This window comes from Streptomyces capparidis, from assembly GCF_054782095.1.
Genome location: NZ_BAAGTD010000010.1, coordinates 141,570 through 166,956, shown reverse-complemented (window position 1 = coordinate 166,956; position 25,387 = coordinate 141,570). Strand labels below are relative to the sequence as shown.

At 76.6% G+C, this 25,387-nt stretch carries 20 protein-coding genes; 6 read left to right on the top strand and 14 right to left on the bottom strand.

Annotation, left to right across the window (positions count from 1 at the left end; translation table 11 throughout):
• Positions 1-75: 75 nt before the first annotated feature.
• From ACYVO2_RS11300 to ACYVO2_RS11280, 5 genes are all read right to left on the bottom strand, one after another.
• Entirely contained in the window at positions 76-1,287 is a 1,212-nt protein-coding gene (locus ACYVO2_RS11300) for an aminotransferase class I/II-fold pyridoxal phosphate-dependent enzyme (protein WP_461007547.1), read from the bottom strand.
• 141 nt (positions 1,288-1,428) lie between these two features.
• A complete protein-coding gene (locus ACYVO2_RS11295; RefSeq protein WP_461007546.1) occupies positions 1,429-3,417 on the bottom strand; it encodes a DUF5107 domain-containing protein in 1,989 nt (662 codons plus the stop codon).
• A 135-nt stretch (positions 3,418-3,552) separates the two neighbouring features.
• On the bottom strand, positions 3,553-3,798 hold the full coding sequence (locus ACYVO2_RS11290) for a LapA family protein (RefSeq protein ID WP_461007545.1): 246 nt from the start codon (positions 3,796-3,798) through the stop codon (positions 3,553-3,555).
• 66 nt (positions 3,799-3,864) lie between these two features.
• A complete protein-coding gene (locus ACYVO2_RS11285; protein WP_461007544.1) occupies positions 3,865-4,593 on the bottom strand; it encodes a 4'-phosphopantetheinyl transferase family protein in 729 nt (242 codons plus the stop codon).
• Between the two features lie 181 nt (positions 4,594-4,774).
• Positions 4,775-6,115 (bottom strand): DUF1266 domain-containing protein, encoded by a 1,341-nt coding sequence (locus ACYVO2_RS11280; RefSeq protein WP_461007543.1) that lies wholly within the window; start codon positions 6,113-6,115, stop codon positions 4,775-4,777.
• A 71-nt stretch (positions 6,116-6,186) separates the two neighbouring features.
• Between ACYVO2_RS11280 and ACYVO2_RS11275 the strand changes: the two genes are divergently transcribed.
• Positions 6,187-6,957 carry a GNAT family N-acetyltransferase gene (locus tag ACYVO2_RS11275; protein WP_461007542.1) on the top strand — a complete coding sequence of 257 codons (771 nt, stop codon included), beginning with the start codon at positions 6,187-6,189 and terminating at the stop codon, positions 6,955-6,957.
• A 22-nt stretch (positions 6,958-6,979) separates the two neighbouring features.
• Here ACYVO2_RS11275 and ACYVO2_RS11270 read toward each other — a convergent pair whose 3' ends face one another.
• Both ACYVO2_RS11270 and ACYVO2_RS11265 read right to left on the bottom strand, forming a co-directional pair.
• Entirely contained in the window at positions 6,980-7,840 is an 861-nt protein-coding gene (locus ACYVO2_RS11270) for an arylamine N-acetyltransferase family protein (protein ID WP_461007541.1), read from the bottom strand.
• Positions 7,841-8,213: 373 nt separating this feature from the next.
• A complete protein-coding gene (locus ACYVO2_RS11265) occupies positions 8,214-9,419 on the bottom strand; it encodes an alpha/beta fold hydrolase (protein ID WP_461007540.1) in 1,206 nt (401 codons plus the stop codon).
• Positions 9,420-9,538: 119 nt separating this feature from the next.
• Here ACYVO2_RS11265 and cutA point away from each other — a divergent pair, with 119 nt between their 5' ends.
• The 3 genes from cutA to ACYVO2_RS11250 all read left to right on the top strand — a co-directional run bounded on the left by cutA (position 9,539) and on the right by ACYVO2_RS11250 (position 11,910).
• Positions 9,539-9,862: a divalent-cation tolerance protein CutA gene (gene cutA, locus ACYVO2_RS11260; RefSeq protein ID WP_461007539.1), complete on the top strand. Its 324-nt coding sequence runs from the start codon at positions 9,539-9,541 to the stop codon at positions 9,860-9,862.
• 113 nt (positions 9,863-9,975) lie between these two features.
• Positions 9,976-10,581 (top strand): TetR/AcrR family transcriptional regulator, encoded by a 606-nt coding sequence (locus ACYVO2_RS11255; RefSeq protein WP_461007538.1) that lies wholly within the window; start codon positions 9,976-9,978, stop codon positions 10,579-10,581.
• Between the two features lie 234 nt (positions 10,582-10,815).
• A complete protein-coding gene (locus ACYVO2_RS11250) occupies positions 10,816-11,910 on the top strand; it encodes a PQQ-dependent sugar dehydrogenase (protein WP_461007537.1) in 1,095 nt (364 codons plus the stop codon).
• A gap of 24 nt (positions 11,911-11,934) precedes the next feature.
• Here the strand turns inward: ACYVO2_RS11250 and ACYVO2_RS11245 are convergent, their stop codons facing one another.
• The 7 genes from ACYVO2_RS11245 to ACYVO2_RS11215 form a co-directional block, all read right to left on the bottom strand.
• Positions 11,935-13,920, bottom strand: a complete 1,986-nt coding sequence (locus ACYVO2_RS11245; protein WP_461007536.1) for a prolyl oligopeptidase family serine peptidase — start codon at positions 13,918-13,920, stop codon at positions 11,935-11,937.
• Positions 13,921-13,976: 56 nt separating this feature from the next.
• Positions 13,977-15,347 (bottom strand): M20/M25/M40 family metallo-hydrolase, encoded by a 1,371-nt coding sequence (locus ACYVO2_RS11240; RefSeq protein ID WP_461007535.1) that lies wholly within the window; start codon positions 15,345-15,347, stop codon positions 13,977-13,979.
• Positions 15,340-16,173, bottom strand: coding sequence for a M55 family metallopeptidase (locus tag ACYVO2_RS11235; RefSeq protein ID WP_461007534.1), 834 nt, complete (start codon positions 16,171-16,173; stop codon positions 15,340-15,342). The genes ACYVO2_RS11240 and ACYVO2_RS11235 overlap by 8 nt, the downstream gene beginning before the upstream one ends.
• A 177-nt stretch (positions 16,174-16,350) precedes the next feature.
• Positions 16,351-17,079: a class I SAM-dependent methyltransferase gene (locus tag ACYVO2_RS11230; protein WP_461007533.1), complete on the bottom strand. Its 729-nt coding sequence runs from the start codon at positions 17,077-17,079 to the stop codon at positions 16,351-16,353.
• A gap of 103 nt (positions 17,080-17,182) precedes the next feature.
• A complete protein-coding gene (locus tag ACYVO2_RS11225) occupies positions 17,183-18,688 on the bottom strand; it encodes a bifunctional phosphatase PAP2/diacylglycerol kinase family protein (protein WP_461007532.1) in 1,506 nt (501 codons plus the stop codon).
• 129 nt (positions 18,689-18,817) lie between these two features.
• Positions 18,818-21,319: an ATP-binding SpoIIE family protein phosphatase gene (locus tag ACYVO2_RS11220; protein ID WP_461007531.1), complete on the bottom strand. Its 2,502-nt coding sequence runs from the start codon at positions 21,317-21,319 to the stop codon at positions 18,818-18,820.
• Between the two features lie 147 nt (positions 21,320-21,466).
• Complete coding sequence (locus ACYVO2_RS11215; RefSeq protein WP_461007530.1) at positions 21,467-21,907, bottom strand: SRPBCC family protein; 441 nt, start codon at positions 21,905-21,907, stop codon at positions 21,467-21,469.
• Positions 21,908-22,126: 219 nt separating this feature from the next.
• Between ACYVO2_RS11215 and ACYVO2_RS11210 the strand changes: the two genes are divergently transcribed.
• Together ACYVO2_RS11210 and ACYVO2_RS11205 are read left to right on the top strand one after the other, a co-directional pair.
• Positions 22,127-23,155 carry an Rv2578c family radical SAM protein gene (locus ACYVO2_RS11210; RefSeq protein WP_461007529.1) on the top strand — a complete coding sequence of 343 codons (1,029 nt, stop codon included), beginning with the start codon at positions 22,127-22,129 and terminating at the stop codon, positions 23,153-23,155.
• A 278-nt stretch (positions 23,156-23,433) separates the two neighbouring features.
• Complete coding sequence (locus ACYVO2_RS11205) at positions 23,434-25,233, top strand: 3-hydroxyacyl-CoA dehydrogenase family protein (protein WP_461007528.1); 1,800 nt, start codon at positions 23,434-23,436, stop codon at positions 25,231-25,233.
• The last annotated feature ends 154 nt before the right edge of the window (positions 25,234-25,387 follow it).

The following is a 25,387-nucleotide window of genomic DNA, read 5'->3' as shown; positions in this document are numbered from 1 at the left end:
CGTCGGTGGCGGCCATCGGGGGTCCGGGCACGGGTCCGGATCACGGCGAGCGCGACCCGACACCAAGACCGTAATTCATCGTCGGGTCAGCTCGGTGAAGACCAGGTCGAGCGCTGCCAACGCTTCGGCGACGTGCGGGACCCGCAGCGGCTCCGCGGCGCGCAGCGCCTCCCAGCGGGCCTCGGTCGACGCCCCGTACAGGCCGCCGGCCGACAGCCGGCAGCGCAGCGCCTCCGGGTCGTCGCCGAACCGGTGCCCGCCGAGCACGCCCAGGTGGTACCGCTCCCGCAGATGCCGCTCCAGCGCCGCGGAGCCGTCCACGCCGTGCCGGGCCAGCAGGTCGCCGGCCGGGGAGAGGTCCACGTACAGCGTGTACCCCGCCTGCGGCGGACGGCACAGCGCGCCGGCGGCCTCCCGCGCCAGGCGGCACAGCTCCGCGGTGACCGCGCCGTGCAGCCGCGCCGACGCGGCGACGTGCCCGCGCAGGTCGGCGGGCTCGGACAGGGCGTAGGCGGCCACCTCCTGCACCGGGGCCGGGGCGTGCAGCCCCAGGGCGTCGGCCACCTCGACGGCCCGGTCCCGCAGCCGCTCCCGCTCCCCGGGGAAGCGGGCGAACGCCAGCCGCCACCCCGCCAGGGCCAGGGACGGCCCGGGCCCGCCGACGACGACGGTGCGCTCGGGCAGCATCTCGGCGGGCGAGACGGGCACCGCCTCCAGGTGGTGGGGCAGGTCGCGCAGCGACTCGTCGGAGACCACCAGCAGGTCCAGGTCGCGGGCGGCCTCGCACACCTCGTGCAGCAGCTCCGGCGGGGCGACGGTGCCGGTCGGGTCGTCGGGCACGGTCAGCGTCAGCACCCGCGGGTCCCGCCCGTCCTCGCGGGCCCGGCGCACCACCTCGTACAGCGCGAACGGGTCCGGGACGCCGCCGCACTCGGGCGGGGTCGGCACCCGGTGCACGCTCCGGCCCAGCACGGCGGCCCGGGCGGCGTGCCGGGGCGGGGCGGGACGGGGCACCACCAGGTCCCCGGGGACGGCGGCGAGCACGGCGAACAGCAGCGCTCCCGTCCCCGCGGCGCACACCACGTGCTCGGGCGCCGTGTGCAGGCCGCGCCGCCCGAGGTACGCCGCGGCGGCGGCCCTGACGGCCTCCGACCCGGCGACGGGCCCTGGGCGGTTGACGTGGGAGGCGGCCCCCAGCCTGGCGTTCAGCTCGGGGTGCACCGGCAGCCCCGGCTCCCCCGAGTCCAGAGCCAACTGCGGGTACCGCTGCGGGAGATCACGCTGCATCCGGCCACCATGACAGGCGGGAGCACCGGGGGGAAGGCGACACCCCCGCACGCGCGGGGAACACCCCGGGAGGAAGTCCCCGCGCAGCGCCGTGACGGGACCGGCCCCGACCGGCCCCGCACCCCGGGATGCGAAGGACCCCTACCCCGGCCCCATCCGGAAGTCGTACCGCCGGGGCAGCGGGTGCTCTCCCGGCAGGCGCTGCGTGATCTCCCGCCACGTGTCCTCCAGGACCGTCTCCCCCTCCCGGAGGTCCTCCACCTCGAACCCGGCGTCGAACACCGCCTTGGCACCCGCCGGGTCGCCCTCGGCCAGGAGGGTCCTGGCGTGGAGCAGCGTCAGCCGCCCCCGGGAGCGCACCGACGGCGGGAGGCGGTCCAGGATCTCGCGGGCCTGAGCGGGGCGGTCCGCGGCGAGCAGCGCCTCCACCGCCTCGCGGGCCAGCGCGGACAGGGCCGCCGAGGGGCCCGTTCCCGGTGGGGCGTGGTAGAAGACGCGGTCCACCATGTCCACGGCCTGCCGCAGCCGGTCCGCGCCGCGCCGGGTGTCGCCCGCCGCCAGGTCGGCCACGGCCAGGCACCGCAGGGCCCACGGGCTCACCCCGCAGTCCAGGGAGCGTTCCCAGGCGCGCACCGCCTGCGCCCGGTCCCCGGCGTGCCAGGCGGCGACGCCCAGGTGGTAGGAGGTGAGCCAGGTCGGCGCCGTGGTCTCCAGCAGCTCCCGCCAGTGCGGCGCCACCAGGGTGGGCCCCGGCGGCTCCTCGGGCCTGGCCTCCCGCATCCCGCCGACCACCAGCAGGTCCCGCCACGGCTGCTGGGCGGCGCCGACGGTGCCGGGGCCGAGGGTGTCGGCGTCGAACGGCGTGCCGGGCAGCTCGTACCCGCCGTGCGCCACCTCCAGCGCGCCCCAGCCGGAGCCGACGGCGAGCACGTCCTTCGGCGGGGCGTCGGCGAAGGGCCGCCACGCGGCGTAGGCGGCGTCCACGTCGGCGCGCGGCAGGGCGTCCTCGAGCCGGGCGGCGGCCTCGGCGCGGGCCGCCGCCCAGTCGGCGCCGTGGACGGCGGCCGGGTCGGCCTCCAGCGGGCCGTACGCCTCGAGCCAGGACAGCTCGGCCCCGGCGGCGAGCGGCACGTGTTCCAGTTGGGTGGTGGCGAGGCCCGCCTGTATCTCCAGGTAGCCGCCCGTGCCCGGCTCCGTGAGCCACTCCTGCCAGCGCCGCCCGCCGCCGCCCGTCCCCCACACGAACGCCTTGCGTCCGCGCAGGGCGTCGGTGGAGGTCTGCACCAGGCCCCGGCCGCGGGCGTCGAGCGCGGCGATCCACGGGCGTTCGCCGCCGGGGAGGTCGTAGAACCAGTCGGAGGCGTGCTCGGCGTCCTCGGGGCAGCTGTTCCCGGGTGCGGCCACGCGCCGCAGTTCCCGTTCGTGGCCGAAGTACCACGCCTGGTCGGCCGGGGCGAGCACCCGGGTGCCGGGGGTCTCGGGCACGGCGGTGTTGGACCACCAGTAGGTGGCGGTCGGGTGGGCGTGCGGGTTGCGGACGCGGACGCCGACGTACAGGAAGTCGGAGTCCGCGGGCAGCCACAGGTCCACCTGGAACGGCAGGTCGCGCAGTTGCTCCCACTCCCACAGGCGCAGCATCTCGCCGCCGTCGGGGGCGGGCATCCGGGCGGCGTGCAGCGGGGCGCAGGCCAGGGGGGTGTGGCCGGTGGCGCCGACGTTCCACTCGACGCCGCCGGAGAACCAGGCGCCGGTGAGGGCGAAGTTCGCCGGTTGCAGGACGGGGTTGCGGTAGAGCAGTTCGCGGCCGGACGGCTTGTGGACCAGGGAGGCCAGCCGCCCGCCGAGGCCGGGCAGCACCGTGGCGCGCAGCCGCTCGCTCTCCAGCACCAGCGCGTCCAGGCGCAGCGGGGCGCGGTCGCGGCCGTAGCCGTCGCGGATCCGGCAGGGCAGCAGGGAGGTCAGCGGGGCGAGCCGGGCCCGGCTCGCCATGTCGGCGGGCAGGTCGGCGGGGAGTTCGGCCTGGTGGAGGTCGTGGGGCGGGCGCAGGGGTGGCAGCGGGTTGTCCGGGCCGACGCGGACCCCGGGGACGGTGATCGTCGTGGACCGGACCGTCGTACCCGTCGTACCCAAGGCGTCACCTCGCACGGCTCCGCGCGGCCGGGTCGGGTCGGCGCGGCCGTCACGGGTCCATCGAACCGCCCTGAGCGCCCGCTGGCCAGACCGTGTCGAATGGCTGTGCACTCCGGTCGCCCGTCCGCGCGGGGTTCACCGGCGCCGAACGGCGAACAGCAGGGCCAGCAGCCATCCGATGAGGACGCCGAGCAACCCCATGATCATCAGGGCCAGCCACAGCGGCATGGTGACCTCGGGGACGATCAGCCGGATGGTGGTGCGCCTGGTGTTCTCCAGCGCGAACACCAGGGCGAGCACCACGACCAGGGCCAGCGTGACCCGGATCGGCGTCAGCCAGTGCCTGCCGCTGGTCCGGACGGTCTGCCGTCTCGCGCTCATCGCCGCCACCTCCGTCCGCGGCCCCCTTCCAGCATGGGGCACCGCGGCGGGGCGCGCCTGTCGGCCTCAGCCGGAACGGGTGACGGCCACGCAGGCGGCGTAGCCGGGGTCCACGGCCACGTCGGCCAGCAGCCAGCCGGGCGGGTGGACCGGGGTCGGGCCCACGCCGAGGTAGTAGCCGTCCAGGCCGCCGCCGACCCCGGCGCCCGTGCCCTTCAGGTGCGCCTCCTTGCGCGCCCACACCCGGGCGAACGCCTCCGGGCGCCGCTCCGGCGGCAGCGCGGCCAGCTCGGCCCGCTCCCGCGGGTGCAGGGAACCGGCCACCTCGTCGGCGGTGCTGAGCCGGGGGAACCGCTCCACGTCGGCGCCCACCGGCACGGGCGCGAACGCGAGAACCGCCAGGTCGTCGCTGTGCGAGAGCGAGAAGTGCACCCGCGGCGCGCCGCCGTCCGCGGCGACGGCGGGCCGCCCGTGCGGCTTGGCGCACAGCGGGCAGGGCTCGCGGGTGAACGCGATGTCCCGCGGGTGGCGGTCCAGGTAGGCGCCGAGCAGACGGCGCAGCGCGACGTGCGCCACCACGTAGCGCTCCCGCAGCGCGGGCCGGGCGAACGCGTCGGCGCGGCGGCGCTCCTCCGCGTCGAACAGCGCCGGGCCCTCGGCGAGCACCCGCGCGGACGGCGCGGCGGTGCGGGCCAGCCACACGTGGGGGGCGTCCGGGGCGGGGCGCTCCAGGGCGGCGGGGGGCTCGGCGGGGTCGAGGATGCGGGGGGCGAGGGGCGTGGAGATGAGGGTCACGGTGTCCCGGTCCCGGGTCGAGGGCTGGTGGGCGTCGGATGGGGCGGATCGGCTCTTGGGCAGTATGCGCCAGTCGGGGGGCGGTGATCGGGGAAAGCGCGGAAGACAGGGGTGCGGACAGGGGTGCCCGGACCCGCCCCGGTCCCGCGGAACCGCGAAAGCGCCGGTTCCGCCGGTTCCGCTAGTTCCACGGGATGGTCAGCCAGGGGCTTTCCGGGTCGGTGGTCAGGACGCGGTGGGCGGTGAGCATGTCGTCGTACCACGGGCCGAACTCCTCCTCGTCGAAGTGCAGGCAGCGGCCCAGGATGTACCCGGCGGAGAAGTCCTCCCACGAGTGGTACTCGACCCGGCTGACCCGGCTCGCGCGCACCACCGCGTTCTCGGCCTCGCCCATGTCGCAGAAGCGGGCGCCCAGGCCCCAGCGGGCCATCTTCGACGCCCGGCCGAAGTCCCAGGACAGCACCGAGCGGACGTACCTGCCCTCGCGCAGCAGCCCGTCGGCGCGGAACCTGGCCTCGTAGCGGGTGATGCGCCCGATGAGCTGCTGCACCCGGCGGATCTCGGCCTCCACGTCGGGCCCGCCGCCGTCGGGGCGGGACTCGGCGGCGCGGGCCCGCATCACCCGGGCGGTGACCTCCCGCCAGTGGCCGGGCTCCACCGGACCGCCGTACTCCCGGGCGATGGCGCGCCGCAGTTCGAGGACGAACTCCCACAGCGGGCTGCTCCCCCGGCCGCGCAGCAGGTTCTCGATGGTGCGCTGCCACTGCTCGCGGGTGGTGATGCCCCACCAGTCGCGCAGGCGCTCCCGCTCGTCCTGGTAGCCGGTGCCGTGCCAGGCCATGGCGTTCCACAGGGAGCCGTTGCCGACGCACAGCAGCGCGCCGCAGGCCAGGCCGTGCGCGACGGGCCCCTGGAGCGGCCCGCCGACGCGCAGGGTGCGCAGCACCCCGCCCCGCCCCGGCCGGACGTCCTCGGTGTGCCGCCGCCACAGGGCGCGGTGGGCGGCGGTGGCCGGGAAGTACGCCTCGCAGGGCGTGCCGGGGTTGACGGCCAGCCACATCGCGTCGTCGTACCACTCGTCGGCCAGCCAGTGCAGCGAGCGGCGGAAGTAGACCGGGTCGGCGACGGGCGCGGGCAGCATGCCGTGGGTGAGGAAGCCGAGCATGCGGACGCCCGCCTGGGGGTTCCAGTAGGGCGTGGTGGTGACGGACTCCAGGTCGGCGTCGGCGACGGCCCTGGACATGGCGTGGTACAGAAACGTTCCCGCCAGCACGTCGAAGTAGGCCGCCCAGTCCTGGCGCGCCTTGGCCTCGTACAGCCCGCGCTCCACCTCGGAGGGCGCCTGCCAGTCCGCCGCGGGCGGCCCGAACCCCGGCTGCGGCCCGAACCCCGGCTGCGCCGATCCGGGCGGGCCGAACCCCTGCCCCTGCCCCGTTCCCGGCTGCGGCCCGAACCCGGGCGCTCCGGGGCCCTGCCCCGCGTCCGCCCCCGGGGCCGCCCCGCCCCACATGCCCGTCCCCATGGACCGGAACTCTACAAACGGCCCCGCGGCCCGCCGCCCCCGGCCGGGCGGCCGGGCCCTAGGCTCGCGGCATGCCGACGAAGACCGCCCTCGCGCGCACGGTCGCGTTCCGGACCGCGTTCGCGCGCCGCCAGGCCGCCGAGGTGTCCCCGGTGCCCGGCGGCTTCGCCGTGCGGGACGGGCGGTTCCCGCTCTCGTACGAGCACAACCAGGTGCACGTGGACGGGGCGGTGGACCCGGCCGCGCTCCCGGCGCTCGCGGACGAGGCCCTGGCCGGGGCGGCGCACCGCCACCTCACGGTGTACGACGACGCGCTCGGCGAGTCCTGCGCCCCGGTGCTGGCCCGGGCCGGGTACGCGCACTCCGCCGAGGTCGTCATGGTCCGCACGGGCCCCGAGCCGGAAGGACCGCCGTCGGCCGCCGCCGTGGAGCTGTCCGAGCTGCGGCCCGCGCTCACCCGGTGGCTGCGCGGGACGATGCCGCGGGACGCCCCCGGCGACGTGGTGCGCCAGCTCGTGGAGCGGCGCGCGGCGCGGCTGGGCGGGGCCGACGAGGTGCTGTTCCTCGCCGCCCGGGACGGCTCCGGGGCGGTGGCCTCGTGGGCCGACCTGTACCTGGACCGGGCCGCGGGAACCGCTCAGATCGAGGAGCTGGTGACCGCGTCGGCGCACACCCGGCGCGGGTACGGCGACGCGGTGCTGGCGGAGGCGCTGCGCCGGGCCGCCGCGGCGGGCTGCGCGCTGCGGTTCCTGGTGGCGGACGCCGAGGACTGGCCGCGCCACTGGTACGCCAGGCGCGGGTTCACCGCCGTGGGGCGCTCCCACATGTTCACCCGCCCGTGAGCCCCGGCCGCCGGGGAGGGCGTCACGGGACGAGGGTCGCGCCGCGCTCCGTGAGCACCTGCCGCAGTCGGGCGGCGTCGTCCTCGTCGAGCTCGATCCCGAACACCTCCGCCAGCACCTCGGCGTACTCCTCCGGGCGCACCCTGCGGTACTGCTCGGAGCCGTCCGGCCGGGCGACGGTCAGCTCCGGGCCGCGCAGCACGTAGCGGACGTGCGGCTCGATGCGCTGGGCCATGGGCTCGCGCACGAACGGGGAGGAGGGCGAGGTCTCCGTGTAGTGGTTGGCCATGGCCAGGTCCACCCGGTGCTGGGGCTCGGTGGTGAACGCGTACAGGTCGAACCAGCCGCCGTCCCGCAGGGTGCGCAGGCACCACGCGCCGTCCGGCTCCCGGTCCAGCCGCAGCGACCAGCCGCCCTGGCTGACGGTCAGCCCGTCCTCCAGCGGCACCGGTTCCAGCAGCCCGCCGCCGCCGTACCCCACGTCCGCGAGCCACACCCCTCCCGCGCAGCGCACGGCGAGCAGCATGTGGGTGCGCGGCCGCGGTTTCGCGCTGCCGTGGCGGCTGCGCGCGACGAGGCGGTCCACCTCGAACCCGGCGCGGTCCAGGGCGGCGGCGAGCAGGGAGTTCTGCTCGTGGCAGTAGCCGCCTCTGCGGCGCCGGACGAGCTTGTCCTGGAGGCTGTCCACGTCCAGCCCGAGCGGGCGGCCCAGCACGATGTCGAGGTTCTCGAACGAGATGGCCGCGCCGTGGGCGCGGTGCACGGCGCGCAGGGTGTCCGGGGTGGGGGTCCAGGGGCCGCGGTGGCCGATGCGGTGCCGGTAGGCGTCCACGTCGAGCAGCTCGCTGCCCCATTCGGAGGGGGGTTGGGGGGTGGTGGGCATGGGCTCTCCAACAACTTCACATGGTGTGTAGTAATGGGCGGGACTTGAGACTACACAGCGTGTGAAGAAACCGCCAGGGTGGGTGATGGGAGGTCAGGCGGTGTGGCGGATTGGGGCGCTGGGGCGCTGGGGCGCGGCCGGGTGAGGGATGCGCTGAGGTGGGGGCGCGAGGGCGCGGGACGGGTGAGGGATGTGTCGGTGGAGGCACGGCGGCCGGGTCGTCGGACGGCTGCCCGGGGCAGGGCGCGGCCGCGCGCCGCCGGGCGCGAGCGGTGCGGGCGCCCCGGCCCACGGCGCCACGCCGCCGCCGGAGCCGAGCGCCCGCGACACCCCGGGACAGCCCCCCGGTCGGGAACCGGTCGGCCGCGAGCGCTCAGGCCGTCGCCGCCCCGGCTCCGGCGCCGGTGTCCGCCCCGTCGAGGAACTCCCGCACCAGTGCCGCGAAGCCGACCGGGTCGCTCTCGTGGACGGTGTGGCCGGTGGGCAGCGTCGCCAGGCGGGTCGCGGGGCGGCGGGCGGCCATCTCGCGGGCGTGGTCCGCGGACAGGACGTCGCTGTGGGCGCCGTGCACCAGCAGGGCCGGGCAGTCACTGCCCAGCCACTGCGCCCAGTGGTCGCCGTTGAGCGTCCGCTGGGAGACCACCATGTCCTCCGGCTCGAAGGCCAGGCCCCATCCGTCGGGGTGTTCGCGTATCGCGTCCGCCAGATAGCGGACGGACTCCCCGAGGCCCGCGACCAGGGCGGCCCGGGTCGGCGCCCGGCGCGGCCAGGACAGGCAGAAAGACAGGTCGTCGTCGGCCACGGCCCCGATGTCCTCCACGACCAGGGCCGTGACGAGCTCGGGGCGCCACGCGGCGAGCTGGTAGGCGTTGACGCCGCCGAGCGAGTGGCCGAGCACGGCGGCGGGGCCGAGCCCGAGGTGGTCGAGCAGGGCGGCGGCGTCCCGGACGTAGCCCTGGCGGGAGAAGTCCTCCGGCCGGTCCGAGCGCCCGTGCCCCCGCTGGTCCAGGGCCACCACCCGCCACCGCGGCGCCAGCTCCCCGGCCAGGGCGGTGAAGGTGCGGGCCTCCTGGAAGTGGCCGTGCAGGGCGAGCAGGGGCCGCCCGGGGCCGCCGAAGTCCAGATACGACAGCAGGCGCCCGCCGACGCGGAAGGCGCCCCGCACCGGCTCGGCCGCGGCCGTGGCGGGCAGCGCGCCGAGCCGCGCCGCGACCCGCTCCCGCAGCCGCTCGTACTCCTCGCGGCGGCGCGGCGGCGGTCCCGCGGGCCGCCGCACGACCCGGCCCGGCGTGAGGCGCTGGCCGAGCCGGAACTGGTCGCGGGTCAGGTCGATCTCCACGCCGCCGGGCAGCCGGTTCCACCAGTGGTAGCCGTGCTGCTCGCCGCCCAGGTGCACCTCGGCGACGAGCAGGTCGCCGCCGAGCAGGTCGTGCACGACGAGGGCGGTGACGTCGCAGTGGCCGAGCGCCGGGTTGTCCTCGCTCCAGCCGGTGCGGGCCCGGTCGTCGGGTGCGCAGGTGTCCTCGGCCCAGGAGGAGCGCAGGGCCTCCTCCACGGCGCGGAGCGTCCAAGGTGTCATGGGGGCACTCTGGCACCCGCCACCGACAGTCGGCCCGTTCGCCCCGGTGGGCGCCCCGCCCCGCCGGGTCCGCCGCTCGATACCCTCGTCCCCGTCGGCAACCACCCCGGGAGGTTCGCATGTCCGAGCACCTCACCGTGCTCACCACCACCGACAGCGAGGAGGCCGCGGCGGGGCTCGCGCGGTCCGCGGTCGAGGCGCGGGTGGCCGCGTGCGCGCAGGTGGAGGGGCCGGTCTCCAGTGTGTACCGGTGGGAGGGCGAGGTGGAGTCGGCGCGGGAGTGGCGGGTGGTGTTCAAGACGCCCGCGGACCGCTACGACGCCCTGGAGGCGCACATCAGGCGGGCGCACGGCTACGACACGCCGGAGATCGTCGCCCTCCCGGTGGTCCGGGGCAGCGCCGCGTACCTGGCGTGGCTGAGCGAGGAGACCCGGCCGCGCTGAGCGTCCGCGGGCGGCGCCGCGGGCCCCGCCCCCGGCACCGGCCCCCCGCCGCCCCGTCCCGTCGTACACACTGGCCCGGACAGGCCGGGAAGCGACGGGCGAGGGAGAGCGGGTTGGGCGAGGGCGGCGGGAACGCGCGGGGGCGGCGGACTCGGGAGGCGCTGCTCGTCGCGGCCCGCGAGGTGCTGGAGCGGGACGGGTTCGAGGCGCTGACCATGGCCGCGGCGGCGGAGCGGGCCGGGGTGTCGCGGCGCGCGGTGTACCTGCACTTCAGGTCCCGCGGGGAGCTGGTGGCGGCGCTGTCGGAGCACGTGGCGGGCAGCGAGGGGCTGTACGAGACGCTGCGGCCGGTGTGGGACGCGCCGGACGGGGTGGCCGCGCTGGAAGCGTTCGCCCGGCACCTGGCCCATTACCAGCCGAGGGTGCTGGCGGTGGAACGGGCCGTGGAGCGGGTGCGGGACGCCGACCCGGACGCGGCCTGGCACCGCGGGTTCACCGACGTCAGCCGGCGCTCCAGCGCCCGCGAGATCGTGGAGCGGCTGCGGGACGAGGGGCTGCTCGCGCCGCCGTGGACGGTGGAGACGGCCACCGACATGCTGTGGGCGCTGATGTCGGTGGACGTGGCCGAGCGGCTGACGGTGGGCAGGCGGTGGCCGCCCGAGCGGTACGCCGAGCACCTGGCGGCGGTGTTCCGGGGGGCGTTCGTGGCGCGGGGGTGAGCGCCGCGGGGCCGTGAGTCGGGTGCCGGGTGCCGGGGCGACGGGCGGTGCGGCCGGCGGGAAAGACGGGTGGCGTCATCCGACCCATTGACGGTGGACAGACAGGAACCTAGCGTTCCGGATGGCGTGGGAGCGCACAGGTCTGACCTCCGAGCGCGCCCAGGGGCCCGCCCGCCCCGTGGAGGCGCTCTCGCGTCACGTCCCCCCAAGAGTCCTCCAGGAAGGAGAGACGGCATGCTCGCCACCCGCATCCGCACGCTGGCCGTCGCCACCACGGCCGCCGCACTCGCCGCCGGGCTGCTCGGCGCGGGCACCGGAAACGCCGCCCCGCCGGCCGCCGCGGACCCCGTCGCCCCGGCCAGCGTCCCCACCGCGGCCCGGCAGGTGTCCGGCGGCTGGTCGATCCCGTGGGGGCTCGCCTGGCTGCCCAATGGCTCGGCGCTGCTGACCGAGCGCAACACGCACCGGGTGTACACGCTCAGCCCGTCCGGCACCAAAACGCAGGTGGGCACCGTGCCGAACGTCGTCAACGGCGGCGAGGGCGGGCTGCTCGGCGTCGCGGTGTCGCCGAACTTCGCCACCGACCGGTACGTGTACTTCTTCCACACGGCGTCCGGCGACAACCGGGTCGTGCGGATGACGTTCGACGGCAGCTCCCTCGGCGGCTACACGCCGATCCTCACCGGCATCCGCAAGGCGACCTACCACAACGGCGGGCGCATCGCCTTCGGCCCCGACGGCCACCTCTACGTGGCCACCGGCGACGCCCAGCAGACCAGCCTCTCCCAGGACCGCAACGCGCTGAACGGCAAGGTCCTGCGGATCACCGCCACCGGGCAGCCCGCGCCCGGCAACCCGTTCGGCACCGCCGTCTACAGCATCGGCCACCGCAACCCGCAGGGCCTGGCCTGGGACGCGCAGGGCCGCCTGTGGTCGTCCGAGCTCGGCAACACCCGGTTCGACGAGCTGAACCTCATCGAGTCGGGCAAGAACTACGGCTGGCCCACCTGCGAGGGCACCTGCTCCGTCGCTGGCATGACCAACCCCAAGCGCACCTGGACCACCGCGGAGGCCTCCCCGAGCGGCCTGGCCTACGCCGACGGCGCGCTGTACATGGCGACGCTGCGCGGCCAGCGGCTGTGGCGGATCCCGCTGAACGGCACCGAGGCGGGCACCCCGGCCGCGTACTACACCGGCACCTACGGGCGGCTGCGCGCGGTGGCGAAGCTGCCGAACGCCAACGGCCTGTGGGTGACGACGTCCAACGTCGACGCGAACGGCGGCCGGCCCGCGGGCTCCGACCAGGTGCTCCAGGTGAACCTGGGCTGACCCCCGGGGAGGCGGGCGCCCGGCTCAGCCGCCGCCGAGGTCGAGCGGCGGCACCTGCGGCGGGTCGAAGCCGAAGACCCGGCCGTACAGGGCCAGCTCCGCCTCCAGACACGCGATCATCGTCTCCTCGCGCCGGAAGCCGTGCCCCTCGCCCTCGAACGCCAGATAGGCGTGGGGCACGCCCCGGCCGCGCACCCGCTCCAGGAACCGCTCGCACTGCGCGGGCGGGCAGACCGCGTCGTCCAGGCCCTGGAGCAGCACGAACGGCGCGGTGAGCCGGTCGGCGCGGTTGACCGGGGAGCGTTCCAGGTAGCGCCGGGAGTGCCTGGGCAGCTCGCCGACCAGGCTGTCCAGGTAGCGGCACTCGAAGTCGTGGGTCTCCCCGCCCGCCCACGACGTCAGGTCCAGCACCGGGTACATGATGACGCCGCAGCGGTAGACGTCGGTGGAGGTCAGCGACGCCGCCGCCGTCCACCCGCCGGCGCTGCCGCCGCGCACCGCGAGCCGCCGCGGGTCGGCCGTGCCCTCCGCCGCCAGGGCGGTGGCGACCGCCGCGCAGTCCTCCACGTCCACCACGCCCCACGCCTCGCGCAGCCGCTCCCGGTAGGCGCGCCCGTAGCCGGTGGAGCCGCCGTAGTTGACCGCCACCACACCGATGCCCCGGCTGGTGAAGTAGGCGACGTCCAGGTCGTGCACCATGCACGCCCTGCTGGTGGGGCCGCCGTGGACGCGTATCACGTACGGGGGCAGCTCGCCGTCCGGCGCGGTGAACCCCGGGTGCCGCGGCGGGTAGACGTTGGCGTGCACCTCCCGGCCACCGGGCCCGGTGAAGGTGCGCTCGTGCGGCACGGGCAGGTACCCGGGGTCGACGGCGTCGCGGTGCGCGGATCCGATCACCTCGCACGCGGCCGAGTCCGCGTCCAGGCGCACCACCTCGTAGGAGCTGTCCGGGCCCGCCGCCACGCCCACCACCCGGCGGCCGGAGACGGCGAGGGTGGGCGCCCACTCCGTCCAGGGGCCGGCCGCGTCGCGCAGCTCGCCCGTCCCCGGGTCCAGCACCCCGGTGCGCAGCGCGCCTCGCCCGTGCGTCACCGCGATCCGGCCGTCCGGCAGCGGCGCGAACCAGCGCAGGCCGGGGTTCCACAGCGGGCCGGCGAACTCCTCCTCGCGCGGGCAGAGGTTGACGGCCTCCCCGGTGCCGGGGTCCACGCGGTGCAGGTTCCACCAGCCGGTGCGGTCGGTGGCGGCGAGCAGGGTGCCGTCGCCGGCCCACTCCACCTGCGCCACGGACTCGCGGGGGCCGCCGATCAGGGTGCGCGCGCCGGTGAACGTGCCGTCCGGGGCGAGGTCGGCGACCCGCAGCTCGGTGCCGTCCCAGGGCATCGCCGGGTGGTCCCAGGCCAGCCACGCGGCCCTGCGGCCGTCGGGCGACAGCCGCGGACCGGTCAGGAAGCGGCTGCCGCCGCCGAGTTCCCGCAGCCGGGAGCGGTCGTCGGCGGCGGAGCCGTCGAGCGGCACGGCGACCATCGCCCGGCGCAGCTCCCTGGGGCCGCGCCCGGTGAACTCCTCCAGCACGCACCACACCTCGCCGCGCTCCGGCACCGCGGTCAGGTCGGCGAAGCGCAGGCCATGCGGCAGTCGGGGGACGGGGGTGAGCGGCACCGGCTCGGCACCCGGGGTGTCCGGGTCGTGCCGGTAGACGCGCTGGTCGGCGAAGTTGACGAACGCCACACACGGCCGCCCCGCCGCGTCCGGGGCGCCCGCCCACGGCATCCCGCCGTACTCCTGGACCCTGCTGCGCACGTTCCACGGGGCGGGCAGCACCGACTCGGCGGCGGCGCCGCGGCGGAGGCGCATCAGGGTGGTCCGGCCGCGCTCCGCGGGGCGGGGCTCGGTCCACCACACCTCGTCGCCGACGGTGCCGACCCAGTCGGGCCGTCCGTCGTGCCCGGCGGCGAGCCGCGCCGTCACCGGGGAGGTCCAGGAGCCGTACGGAGCCGTCAGCGGCATGTCACCGGCCTTTCTAGCGGGTCGTACCTGGGCTGGGCGGGTCGGGGCGGGCGCGGTCAGGTGTTGAGCAGGAAGCGGTCCAGGACGCGGACGCCGAAGTGCAGGGCGTCCACGGGGACCCGCTCGTCCACGGCGTGGTACATGCCCTGGTAGTCGAAGCCCTCGGGCAGCCGCAGCGGGGAGAAGCCGTAGCCGGTGATGCCCAGGCGGGAGAACTGCTTGGCGTCGGTGCCGCCCGACATGAAGTACGGCACCACGTGCCCGCCCGGGTCGAAGTGCTCGAGCGCCTCCCGCATCGCCAGGTAGGTCGGCGCGTCCACGGGCGCCTGCAACGGCACCTCGCGGTGGGCGAACTCCCAGTCCACGTCGGGCCCGGTGAGCGCGTCCAGGGTGGCGGCGAACTCCTCCTCGGTGCCGGGCAGCACCCGCCCGTCGACGTGGCCGGTGGCCGTGCCCGGGATGACGTTGACCTTGTACCCGCTGTCCAGCATGGTCGGGTTGGCGCTGTTGCGGACGGTGGCCTCGACCAGGGAGGCGGCCGGGCCCAGCGCGGCCAGCAGCGCGTCCACGTCGAAGTCCGGCGCGTCCGGGTCCGCGGGGACCCCGGTGAGCGCGGCCAGCTCCACCAGGGCGGCCCGCACCGTCGGGGTGAGCCGCATCGGCCAGCGGTACTCGCCGATCCGGGTGACGGCGGCGGCCAGGCGCACCACGGCGTTGTCGCGGTTGACCTTCGAGCCGTGGCCCGCCCGGCCGCGCGCGATCAGTTTCAGCCAGGCGGTGCCCCGCTCCCCCGCGGCGACCGGGTACAGGCGCAGCGGCTCCCCGGCGGCGGTGGTGCTGTGGAAGGTGAACGCGCCGGACTCGCTGACGCCCTCGGTGCAGCCCTCGAACAGCTCGGGGTGCTTGGCGACGAGGAACCCGGCGCCGTAGCGGGCGCTGTCCTCCTCGTCCGCGGTGAACGCGAGCACCACGTCCCTGCGGGGGCGCCGCCCGGTGCGGGCCCAGGCGCGCACCACGGCCAGCATCATCGCGTCCATGTCCTTCATGTCGACCGCGCCGCGGCCCCACACCACGCCGTCGCGGATCTCGCCGGAGAACGGGTGGACGGTCCAGTCGGCGGCCTCGGCGGGCACCACGTCCAGGTGGCCGTGGACCAGCAGCGCGTCCCTGGCCGGCTCCGCGCCCTCGATCCTGGCGACCACGTTGGCGCGGCCCGGCGCCGACTCCAGGATCACCGGGTCGAGACCGGCCCCGGCCAGGGCCTCGGCCACGTACTCGGCGGCGGGGCGCTCGCAGCCGTCGCCGCCGCCCCGGTTGGTGGTGTCGATGCGGATCAGGTCGCGGGTCATCGCCACGACCTCGTCGTCGGCCAGGGCGTCGAGCCCGCCGTCCGGGAGCGGGGCTCCGGTTCCCGCGAGCTCAGCCATAGTGCTTCTCCACGGCGGCGGCGACCAGGGTGGTGACGGCCTTGAAGCAGCGGATGCCCTCGTACATGGTGCCCGCGGTGAACGACACCCGGCGCTCGCCCGCGCGGGTGACCGTCGGCACCATGGTGGCCGCGCCCGTCAACTGCGCCGCGTCGAACTCCAGCTCGATGACATAGGGTCCGGCCGGGTGGGGCTCGCGGCGCCCGGCCAGGGCGGCGGCCTCCTTGGCTGCGGCCCGGATGTCGGCGGCGGTGCGGGCCGGGGGGCGGCAGACCGCGGCGTACCGGGAGACGTGGTCCTTGACCGCGACGCCGACCGCGTCCGGGGCGTAGTGGCGGGCGTCCTCGCAGGTGCGGTCGTCGCCGGTGACGAGCACCACGGGCACCCCGAACTCGGCGGCGACCAGCGCGTTGAGCCGGCCCTCGCTGGCGGGCGCGCCGTTGACCCACACCCCGGTGATGGAGTTGGCCAGGTAGGTGTGGGCGAGCACGCCCTCGGTGCCGGCACCGGTGTGGTAGCCGACGAACGCCACGCCGTCCACGTCGCCGTGCTGGACGCCCTCCACCATGGACAGGTCCTTGTGGCGCCCCGTCAGCATGGTGGCGCGCTCGTCCAGGCGCTCCAGCAGCAGGTTGCGCATGGTCGCGTGCGCCTCGTTGACCAGCACCTCGTCGGCGCCGCCGGCCAGGAACCCGGCGATGGCGGCGTTCACGTCGGAGGTGAACATCGCCCGGCAGCGCTGCCACTGCTCCGTCCCCGGTTCGACGTCGGCCGGCCAGGTGACACCGGTCGCGCCCTCCATGTCGGCGCTGATCAGGATCTTCATGGGACGTCACCGTACGCCGCTCCCCCGCGGGCGGAGAAGGCGGCCCGGCCGCCTGCGCCCGGACGGGCCGAAAGCGGCCACCCCCACGGGCCGGGGGCGGCCACGCGAACGGCGCAATCCGGCCCCGGGCCGGGCGCGGCGCCCGGTCCCGGTCCCGGTCCCGGTCCCCGGCGGGCCTCAGCTCCGGGCGCGCCCGGCCACCAGCCAGGTCATCGGCAGCTCCAGGCGCTGCCCGTCGGCCAGCAGCTCGGTGGTGTACAGCGGCACCTCGCCCCGGTCGAGCACCGTCAGGCCCACCGAGCGGAACAGCTCGGGCACCGCCTCGTCGGCCACCTCCGAGGGGGTGAGCCCGTGCGAGAAGACGCTGTCCAGCTTGGGCACGGGGCCCTGCTCGCCCGCGGCGAGCGCGCGCAGCAGGGGCTTGGACGCGGCGGCCATCTCCACACAGAACACCGCGCCGCGCTCGCCGAGCAGCGTGGCCACCGACCGCACCACCGCGGGCCGGTCGCCGGGCTCGCTCTGGTGCAGGATGCCCCGCATGTACACGCAGGCGTCGCCGAGCTCCTCGCTCAGCGCGCGCACCGCGTCCGGGTCGGTGGCGTCCAGCACCCGGTACTCGGCGAGCCCGCCGGGGTCGGCGGCCCTGGCGTGCTCCACGGCCGACGCCGACAGGTCCACCCCGATCGCGCGGGCGAAGCGCCCGGCCAGGTGGCGGGTCTGGGTGCCGCTGCCGCAGCCGAGGTCCACCACCGGCAGGGAGGTGTCCAGGTGGGGGCCGAACCGCGCGGCGTGCAGCGCGGACGCCTCCTCGGGCGGCGAGTCCCAGATCGCGGCACCGGTCTGCGCCGGGGTGTCCTGCCAGTAGCTCTCCCACGCCTGCTGGTACCTGGACGAAGTGCGCGTCACCGTCTCAACAACCCCTCGGTCGCGCCCGGCGCACGCCGGGCTCACCTCCGCGCCGCGGCCGGGCGGGCCGGGCGGACGCGCCCGACGGCGCGTACCACCGGGCCTATACCCGGCCGGGTTCCTCCGCAAGGATCTCGTCCGCGTCGCGCCACGTCCGGTACACGGTCAGCGCACGCGGCCACTTGGCCAGATCCAGTCGCTCGCCCGCCGGGTGGAGCTCGCCGTCGCAGGCGAAGTGCGGCGCGGCGCCGAGCCCGCCCAGGCGCAGCCGCCGCACCGGCGCGGAGACCAGGACGCGGGAGGAGTCGAGGGTGCCGGTGAGCACCGCGCACAGCAGCCGGGTGCGGGCGAACGGGGCGCTGCCGTCCACGGCGCGCACGTCCAGCAGGCCGTCGTCGAGCCGGGTGCGGTGGCTGGGGGCGAACCCGGGCGGCTGGTAGACGCCGTTGCCCGCGAACAGCAGCCACAGGCGCCTGCGCCGCCCGCCCACCTCGACCTCCATCGGGCGTCCGCGCGCGAGCACCCGCGCCAGGCCGATGGCGAGCGCGGGCCACTTGCCGACGACGCCCTCCAACTGCTCGCGGGCGCGGACCAGCTCCGGGTAGGCGCCGATGCTGAAGGTGTTGAGGAACACCAGCTCCCGGCCCTTGTCCGCGCGCACCACGCCCAGGTCCACGCTGACGGCCTGGCCGAGCTCCACCGCGCGGGCGGCCTCCTCCGCGCCGTCCACCCCGAGGTCGGCGGCGAAGTGGTTGAACGTCCCGCCGGGGAAGACGGCGAGCGGGACGCCGTGCCGCACGGCCGCCGTCGCCGCGGCGTTGACCGTGCCGTCGCCGCCGCACACCCCGAGCGCCCCGCCGCCGTCCGCGGCCTGCCGCGCCGCCTCGTCGAGCAGCTTCTCCAGGTCGTCGGCGGGCCCGGGCACCACGAGCCGGGCGTCGGGCAGCAGCGCCCGCAGCCGGTCCTCGCCCGGCGCGACCAGGCCGCCCGCGGCCGTGTTCACCAGCAGCGTCAGCCCCGCCCCGCCGGGCAGCGCGGGGGCGGGGCGGCGGGGCCGCACCGCGGTGGCCGGGCGGTCGGGGCGGACCGGCCACCAGCGGCGGGTCAGCAGGGCGGCGCCGGTGCCGATCGCGGCGCCCGCCACCACGTCGCCGGGGAAGTGCACCCCGACGTAGACGCGGGAGGCGGCCACGGCCGCGGCGACCGGCGCCACCAGCAGCCCCCGGTACGGCGACTCCAGCGCCACGCCGACGGCGAACGCGGCGGCGGAGGCGGAGTGCCCGGAGGGGAAGGAGGTGGTGATGGGCTGCCGGGTCAGGCGCCGCACCACGGGCACCGCGTCGATGACGGGGCGGGCCCGGCGCGCGGACGGCTTGGCCAGGGTGTTGGTCACGGCGGAGGCGATGGCGAGGGAGGCCACACCGCGCAGCGCGGCCCGGCGCCCGGTGCGCTGACCGGTGGCGCCCAGCACGGCGGCGGTGGCCATCCACAGCTTCCCGTGGTCGGCCGCGCGGGAGAGCCGGGGCAGCACGGGGTGGGCGCCCCGCAGCCGTGCGGCGGCCACCCGGGAGAAGATGCGCTGGTCCAGCTCGAGGATCCGGCGTCGCATGGCCTGCGGCTACCCGGGGCGGGCCGGGGCTAACCGGCGCGTGGCGGCGCGGACCCGACGGGGCCCGGCCGCCCGGGGCGGGGCCGCCCGGGGCGCGGCGGCCCGGGGCGAGCGCGCGCCGACGCCCCCTCAGGTCCGCGCCGCCCCGGGCGGGGCGGGCGGCTCCAGCTCGAACCACACCGTCTTGCCGCTGTCCGTCAGGCTGGTCCCCCATCGTGCGGCCAGGTGGCTGACCAGCCGCAGCCCCCGCCCGCCCTCGTCGTCCGCGGTGGCGTCCACCAGCGCGGGCACGGCGTGGGCCGCGTCGCCGACCTCGCACAGCAGCCGGTCGGCCTTCATCAGCCGCAGGTGCACCGGGGAGCCGGGCGCGTACCGCAGGGCGTTGGTGACCAGTTCGCTGACCAGCAGCCGCGCGGTGTCCACCAGGTCCGGAAGGCCCCAGGCCAGCAGGGCGTCCCGGGTGAGCCGCCGGGCGCGGGAGACCTCCCCGGGGTCGGGGTCGAGCCGGTGGGCGGCCACGTGCTCCGGCGGGATGCCGCCGAGCCTGGCCATGAGCAGCGCCACGTCGTCCTTGCGCTCGCCGACGTTCAGGGCGCGCACGATGGCGTCGCAGGCGTCGTCCATGGAGGCCGCGGGGTGGGCGGCGCTCTCGCACAGGGCGGCGAGCCCGTCCCCGATGTCCCGGCCGCGCACCTCCACCAGGCCGTCGGTGCACAGCACCAGCCGGTCCCCGGGCGCCACCGGCACCGTGACGGCCTCGAACGGCACCCCGCCCACGCCGATCGGCACGCCCGTGGGCAGGCTCAGCAGTTCGGCACGGCCGTCGGTGCGCACCAGCACCGGAGGTAAGTGCCCGGCGTTGGCGAGGACGATCTCGCACGCCACCGGGTCGTAGACGGCGTACAGGCAGGTCGCCAGGTACTGCTCGCCGAGCCGCTGGGCGACGTCGTCCAGGTTGCGCAGCAGCCGGGCCGGCGGCAGGTCGAGGGCGGCCATGGTCTGCACGGCGATGCGCAACTGGCCCATGATGGCGGCGGAGTGCATGCCGTGGCCCATCACGTCGCCGACGACCAGGCCCACGCGGCCGCCGCGCAGCCGGATGGTGTCGAACCAGTCGCCGCCGACGCGGCCGAGCCGGGTGCCGGGCAGGTAGCGGCTGGCGGTGTCCACCCCGGCGAGCCGGGGCAGGGACTGCGGCAGCATGCTGTTCTGGAGCGTCTCGGCGGCGTTCTCCTGGTGGGTGTACAGGCGCGCGTTGTCCAGCACCAGGCCGGCGCGGGCGGCGAGCTCGGCGGCGGTGGTGCGGTCGACCTCGTCGAACGGCGGCCGGTCGGGGCGGCGCAGCAGCACCATGAAGCCGAGCACCACGCGCCGGGCCAGGAGCGGGACGACCAGCATGGAGCGCCCGTTGATCAGCGGGCGCAGGTCCCGCTTCTCGAACTGGGCGGCGACCCGGGCGGCCAGCGCCTCGTCCACCCGCGGGATCAGGATGGGCCGCCCGGTGCTCATGCACTGGTGGAACGGGGTGTGCTCGGGGAAGGCGAACGCCTCGCCGACCGGGACGGTGTCGTCCCAGCGCCCGGGCTCGTCGGTGTGGGTGACCCACACCCGGTGCATGACGGTGGTGACGTCCGGCGGGCCGTCGGGGAAGCCCTCGCCGGCGAGGATCTGCTCGCGCAGGTGGATGCCGCTGAAGTCGGCGAACCGGGGCACGCACGCCTCGGTGACCTCGCGGATCGTCCGCTCCAGGTCGAGGGTGGCGCCGATGGTGCGGCTGACCTCGTTGAGGAACTCCAGGCGCTCGCGGACCGCGGCGTTGTCCAGGTCGAGCTCGCCGGGGTCGGCGGCGGGCACGGCGGCGGCGGGCGGGGCGGCCCCGGCGCGGGGCGGGCGGCGCGGCACGCCCCAGTCGGGGGTGACGGGGACCCGGCGGTGCACGCTCAGGTCCAGCACGGGGTAGCCGAGTTCGAGGACCTGGGAGACGATGCGCTCGGCGGCGGCCGGGCCGGTGTTCGGCAGGATCTCGGGCAACTGCCGGGCGAGCCGGTCGGCGCCGGGGAACTCGGTGTGCAGGGCGAACCCGGGCGCGACCTGGGTGTCGAACGGCCAGTCGCCCTCCCCCGCGCCCGGGCCCTCGGCCAGGGTGCGGGCGTCGCAGCGCGCGGCGTCCGCGGCGAGCACGAGCAGCCGCGCCTGGCCCGGCCCGAACAGCGGGTAGGCCCACCACAGCACCTCGCGCGCGGCGCCGCCGGCGCGGTGCACCCGGGCGCGGCCCGCGCTCGGGTAGGGCGCGGAGCCGTCCACGGGGGTGTCGAGGTCGCTGTCGAGGTCGCTCCCCGGGGCGCCGCCGAGGCCGCCGGGGCCCTTCCCGACGCGCCCGGCGGCCGGGTCCCGCCCGGGTCCGGCGTCCCCGCCCGGCGCGCCGAGCGGGTGCAGGGCACCGCCGATCGGCAGCAGGTCGGCTGCCGGGGCGCCCACGGCCTCCTGCCGGGGCACGCCGAACAGCGTCCGGGCGCCGCTGCTCCAGTGCGTCACCGTTCCCGCGCCGTCCACCACGGCGACCGCGAGCGGGATCCGCCCCGCGGACGCCCCGTCGTGGTGCCCCGGTGCCTCGGTGCGCTGACGCTCCATGGTGGTGAAGCCCCTTCCCGGTTCGCGCCTGGCCCGTGCCCGTCCGGGCGGCGCACGGGTCCGTGACAGCGGTTACACGGTACGGCCACGGCCGGGCGCCCCGTCGGTGGTCTGCACAATCCGGGGGCGACCGGGGGTCCGCGTCCGTCACTCGACCTCGGCCGCGAGCCGGGCGAGCACGGCGTCCTGGATGCGGTTGAGGCCCTTCGGCGCGAAGGTGCGTTCGAAGAATCCGCCGATGCCGCCCGCGCCGGTCCAGGTGGTGCGGACGACGACCCTGGACCGGCCTTCACCCGAAGGCGTGACGGTCCATGTGGTGACCATCGTGGAGTTGGCGTCGCTCTCCACCAACTGCCCCGGGGTGGGCTCGGTGACCCGCATCAGGCAGTCGCGGACCCGCTTGGAGGTGGCCTGGAGCCGCCAGTGGACGACGGTGCCCGCGCCGGTGCCGCCCTCGCGGACCTCGTACTCGCCGAACTGCTCGGGAAGCAGCCGCTGCCGGGTGCCGCGGTAGTCGGCGAGCGCCTGGTGGACGCGCTCGGGAGCGGCCGTGATCACCCGCTGGGTCTCCGCCTCGACCTGTGCCATCGCCGGGCCTTTCTCGTGAGATGTGCTCGTGCGCTCACCGCGTGTGCGCGGTCGCGCCCAGCCAACCACGGACGGCCGGGCGGGTGCGCGCCGGGGCGGGGCGGCGGCGCCCGGACGCGTGCGCTTCGCCGCCGCCCGCGCGCTCCGTTCCCTCCTCCCACTGGAGCAAATCGAATACGCGTTCTAATGTGGAGGGAGGACGACTGAGGAGGCACCACCATGCGCTGGGACAATCTGGGCCTCGACGACCGCACCGCGGCCGCTCCGGCGCTGTTCGGCACCGACGTGGTGAGCCGCACCTTCGACACCCCGGGCTTCCGCGGCATCACCTTCCACGAGGTGCGGGCCCGCTCCATCGTCAACCGGGTGCCGGGCGCCTCCCGGATGCCGTTCGAGTGGACGGTCAACCCCTACCGCGGCTGCTCGCACGCCTGCGTGTACTGCTTCGCCCGCCGCACCCACGGCTATCTGGACCTGGACACCGGCGTCGGCTTCGACACCCAGATCGTGGTCAAGGTCAACGCCCCCGAGCTGCTGCGCCGCGAGCTCGCCGCGCCGCGCTGGCGGGGCGAGCACATCGCCATGGGCACCAACGTCGACTGCTACCAGAGGGCGGAGGGCCGGTACCGGTTGATGCCCGGGATCATCACGGCCCTGCGCGACCACGCCAACCCGTTCTCCATCCTCACCAAGGGCTCGCTGATCCTGCGCGACCTGGAGCTGCTCAAGGAGGCCGCCGAGGTCACCGAGGTGGGCACCGCCGTGTCGGTGGCCTGCCTCGACCCCGACCTGTGGCGCACGGTCGAACCCGGCACGCCGTCCCCGGGCAGGCGTCTGGAGGTGTGCCGCACCCTCAACGACAACGGCGTGCCCTGCGCCGTCCTGATGGCGCCCGTCCTGCCGTACCTCAGCGACTCCCCCGCCCAGTTGCGCGCCGCCGTGCGCGCCGTCGCCGAGGCCGGGGCCACCTCGGTCACCCCGCTGGTGCTCCACCTGCGGCCCGGCGCCCGCGAGTGGTACATGGCCTGGCTGGCCGAGCACCACCCGGGCCTGGTCGGGCGGTACGAGGCGCTGTACGCGGGCGGCGCCTACGCCCCGCGCTGGTACCAGCGGCGGATCACCGGGCAGGTGCACGAGCTGGCCGCCGAGTACGGCTGCGCCCCGAGCCGGCCGTCCCCGCACCGCCGGGTGACGCACCGGCCCGCGCCCGGCCCCCAGGAGGGCCCGGCCCAGCTCAGCCTGATGTGAGCCGGACCCTGGCGCCCGGGTTACCGGCGAGTTAGAGTCTGCTCCACAGCCGGGCCCCGCCACCGCGGAAGGCCCAGGCAGGCACGCGGCGGCCGGGTGACGCGGTCCCCGACGTGAGCACCTCACCTCTTCTCCACGGCACGTCTTCTCCACGGCACGGCCCCGGGACAGGGCCGGCGCCACCTCCCCGGGCACCCGCGTGCCCGGCGGGCTCCTGCCAGCCGCCACCGGCCCCGACCGGCCGCGTGGCCACGCCGTCACACCCTCAGGGAGCACCAATGGACCGCCCCACCGCGGTGAAACCCTGTCCCACCGTCGCCGTCGTCGGCCTGGGCACCATGGGCGCCGGCATCGCCGAGGTCATGGCCCGCAGCGGCCGCGAGGTCGTCGGCATCGACACCGACGACAGCGCGGCCCTCGCCGCCCGCGCCGCCCTGGAACGCTCCACCGCCCGCTGCGTGGAGCGCGGCCGGATCACCGAGTCCGAGCGGGCCGCCGTCGTGGCCCGGTTCCGCACCCTCCCCGACCTGCGGGCCGCCGCCGACGCCGACCTGGTGATCGAGGTCGTGCCCGAGCTGCTGGACGTCAAGCTCGCCGTCTTCGCCGAGCTGGACCGGATCTGCCGGCCCGACGCGATCCTCGCCACCGGCACCAACGCCCTGTCCGTCACCCGGATCTCCTCCGCCACCGCCCGGCCCGACCGGGTGCTCGGCCTGCACTTCTTCAACCCGGCGCCGCTGATGGAGCTGGTGGAGGTCGTCTCCACCGTGCTCACCTCGCCGCGGGCCGCCGCCACCGTCACCGAGCTCGCCCGGCAGCTCGGCAAGAGCCCGGTGGCCGTCGGCGACCGCCCCGGCTTCCTCGCCGACGGGCTGCTGTTCGGCTACCTCAACCAGGCCGCCGCCATGTACGAGTCGCGGTACGCCTCCCGGGAGGACATCGACGCGGCCATGCGGCTCGGCTGCGGCCTGCCGATGGGCCCGCTGGCGCTGCTCGACCTGATCGGCGTCGACACCGCGCGGACCGTGCTGGAGGCGATGTACGACGCCTCCGGGGACCGGCTGCACGCCCCCGCCCCCGTGCTGAGGCAGTTGACGGCCGCCGGGCTGCTCGGCCGCAAGACCGGCCGCGGCTTCTACACCTACGCCGCGCCCGGCTCCCCCGCCGTCGTGCCGGACGCGCTCACCCCCGACCCGTCGGCGGCGCCCGCCGCGGCCCGCGCCGTCGCCTCGGTCGGCGTCGCCGGGTCCGGCACCATGGCCACCGGGATCGCCGAGGTGTTCGCGAAGGCCGGTTACCAGGTCGCGCTCGTCGCGCGCGGCGAGGACAAGGCCGGGCGGGCGCTGGCCGCGCTCACCTCCTCCCTGGACCGCTCCGTCTCCCGGGGCAGGCTGGGCAAGGACGCGCGGGACGCGGCGCTGGCCCGGGTGCGCACCGCGGCCACCCTCGGCGCGCTCGCCGACGCCGACCTGGTGGTGGAGGCGGTCGCCGAGGACCTCGCGGTCAAGCGGGCCCTGTTCGCCGAGCTCGACCGGATCTGCCGGCCCGGCGCGGTCCTCGCCACGACCACCTCGTCCCTGCCCGTGATCGCCTGCGCCCGGGCCACCTCCCGCCCCGGCGACGTGATCGGCATGCACTTCTTCAACCCGGCGCCCGCGATGAAACTGGTGGAGGTGGTGCGCACGGTGCTCACCGCCGACGACACGCACGCCACCGTGCGCGCCGTGGCCGCCTCCCTGCGCAAGCACCCCGTGGACTGCCAGGACCGCGCCGGGTTCATCGTCAACGCGCTGCTCTTCCCGTACCTGAACAACGCGGTGAAGATGCTCCAGTCCCACTACGCGGGCGTGGACGACGTGGACACCGCGATGAAGCTGGGCGGCGGGTACCCGATGGGCCCGTTCGAACTGCTCGACGTGGTGGGCCTGGACGTCTCGCTGGCCATCCAGCGGGTGCTGCACCGGGAGTTCCGCGAGCCCGGCCTGGCCCCGGCGCCGCTGCTGGAGCACCTGGTGGCGGCGGGGTGCCTGGGCCGCAAGACGGGCCGCGGCTTCCGCGAGCATGCCAGGGCCGCCTGAGCCGCCCCCCGTAGGCCGGCCGCCCGACCGCGGCGCCGGGCGGCCCGCCCCCTCCGGGTGGGGCGGGCTGCTCGACCCCGGCGGACCCGCCCTCCGCTCCCGTTCGACCCGAACGGGGAGGAGTACTCCGGTCCCCGCGTGTTACGTTCCGCAC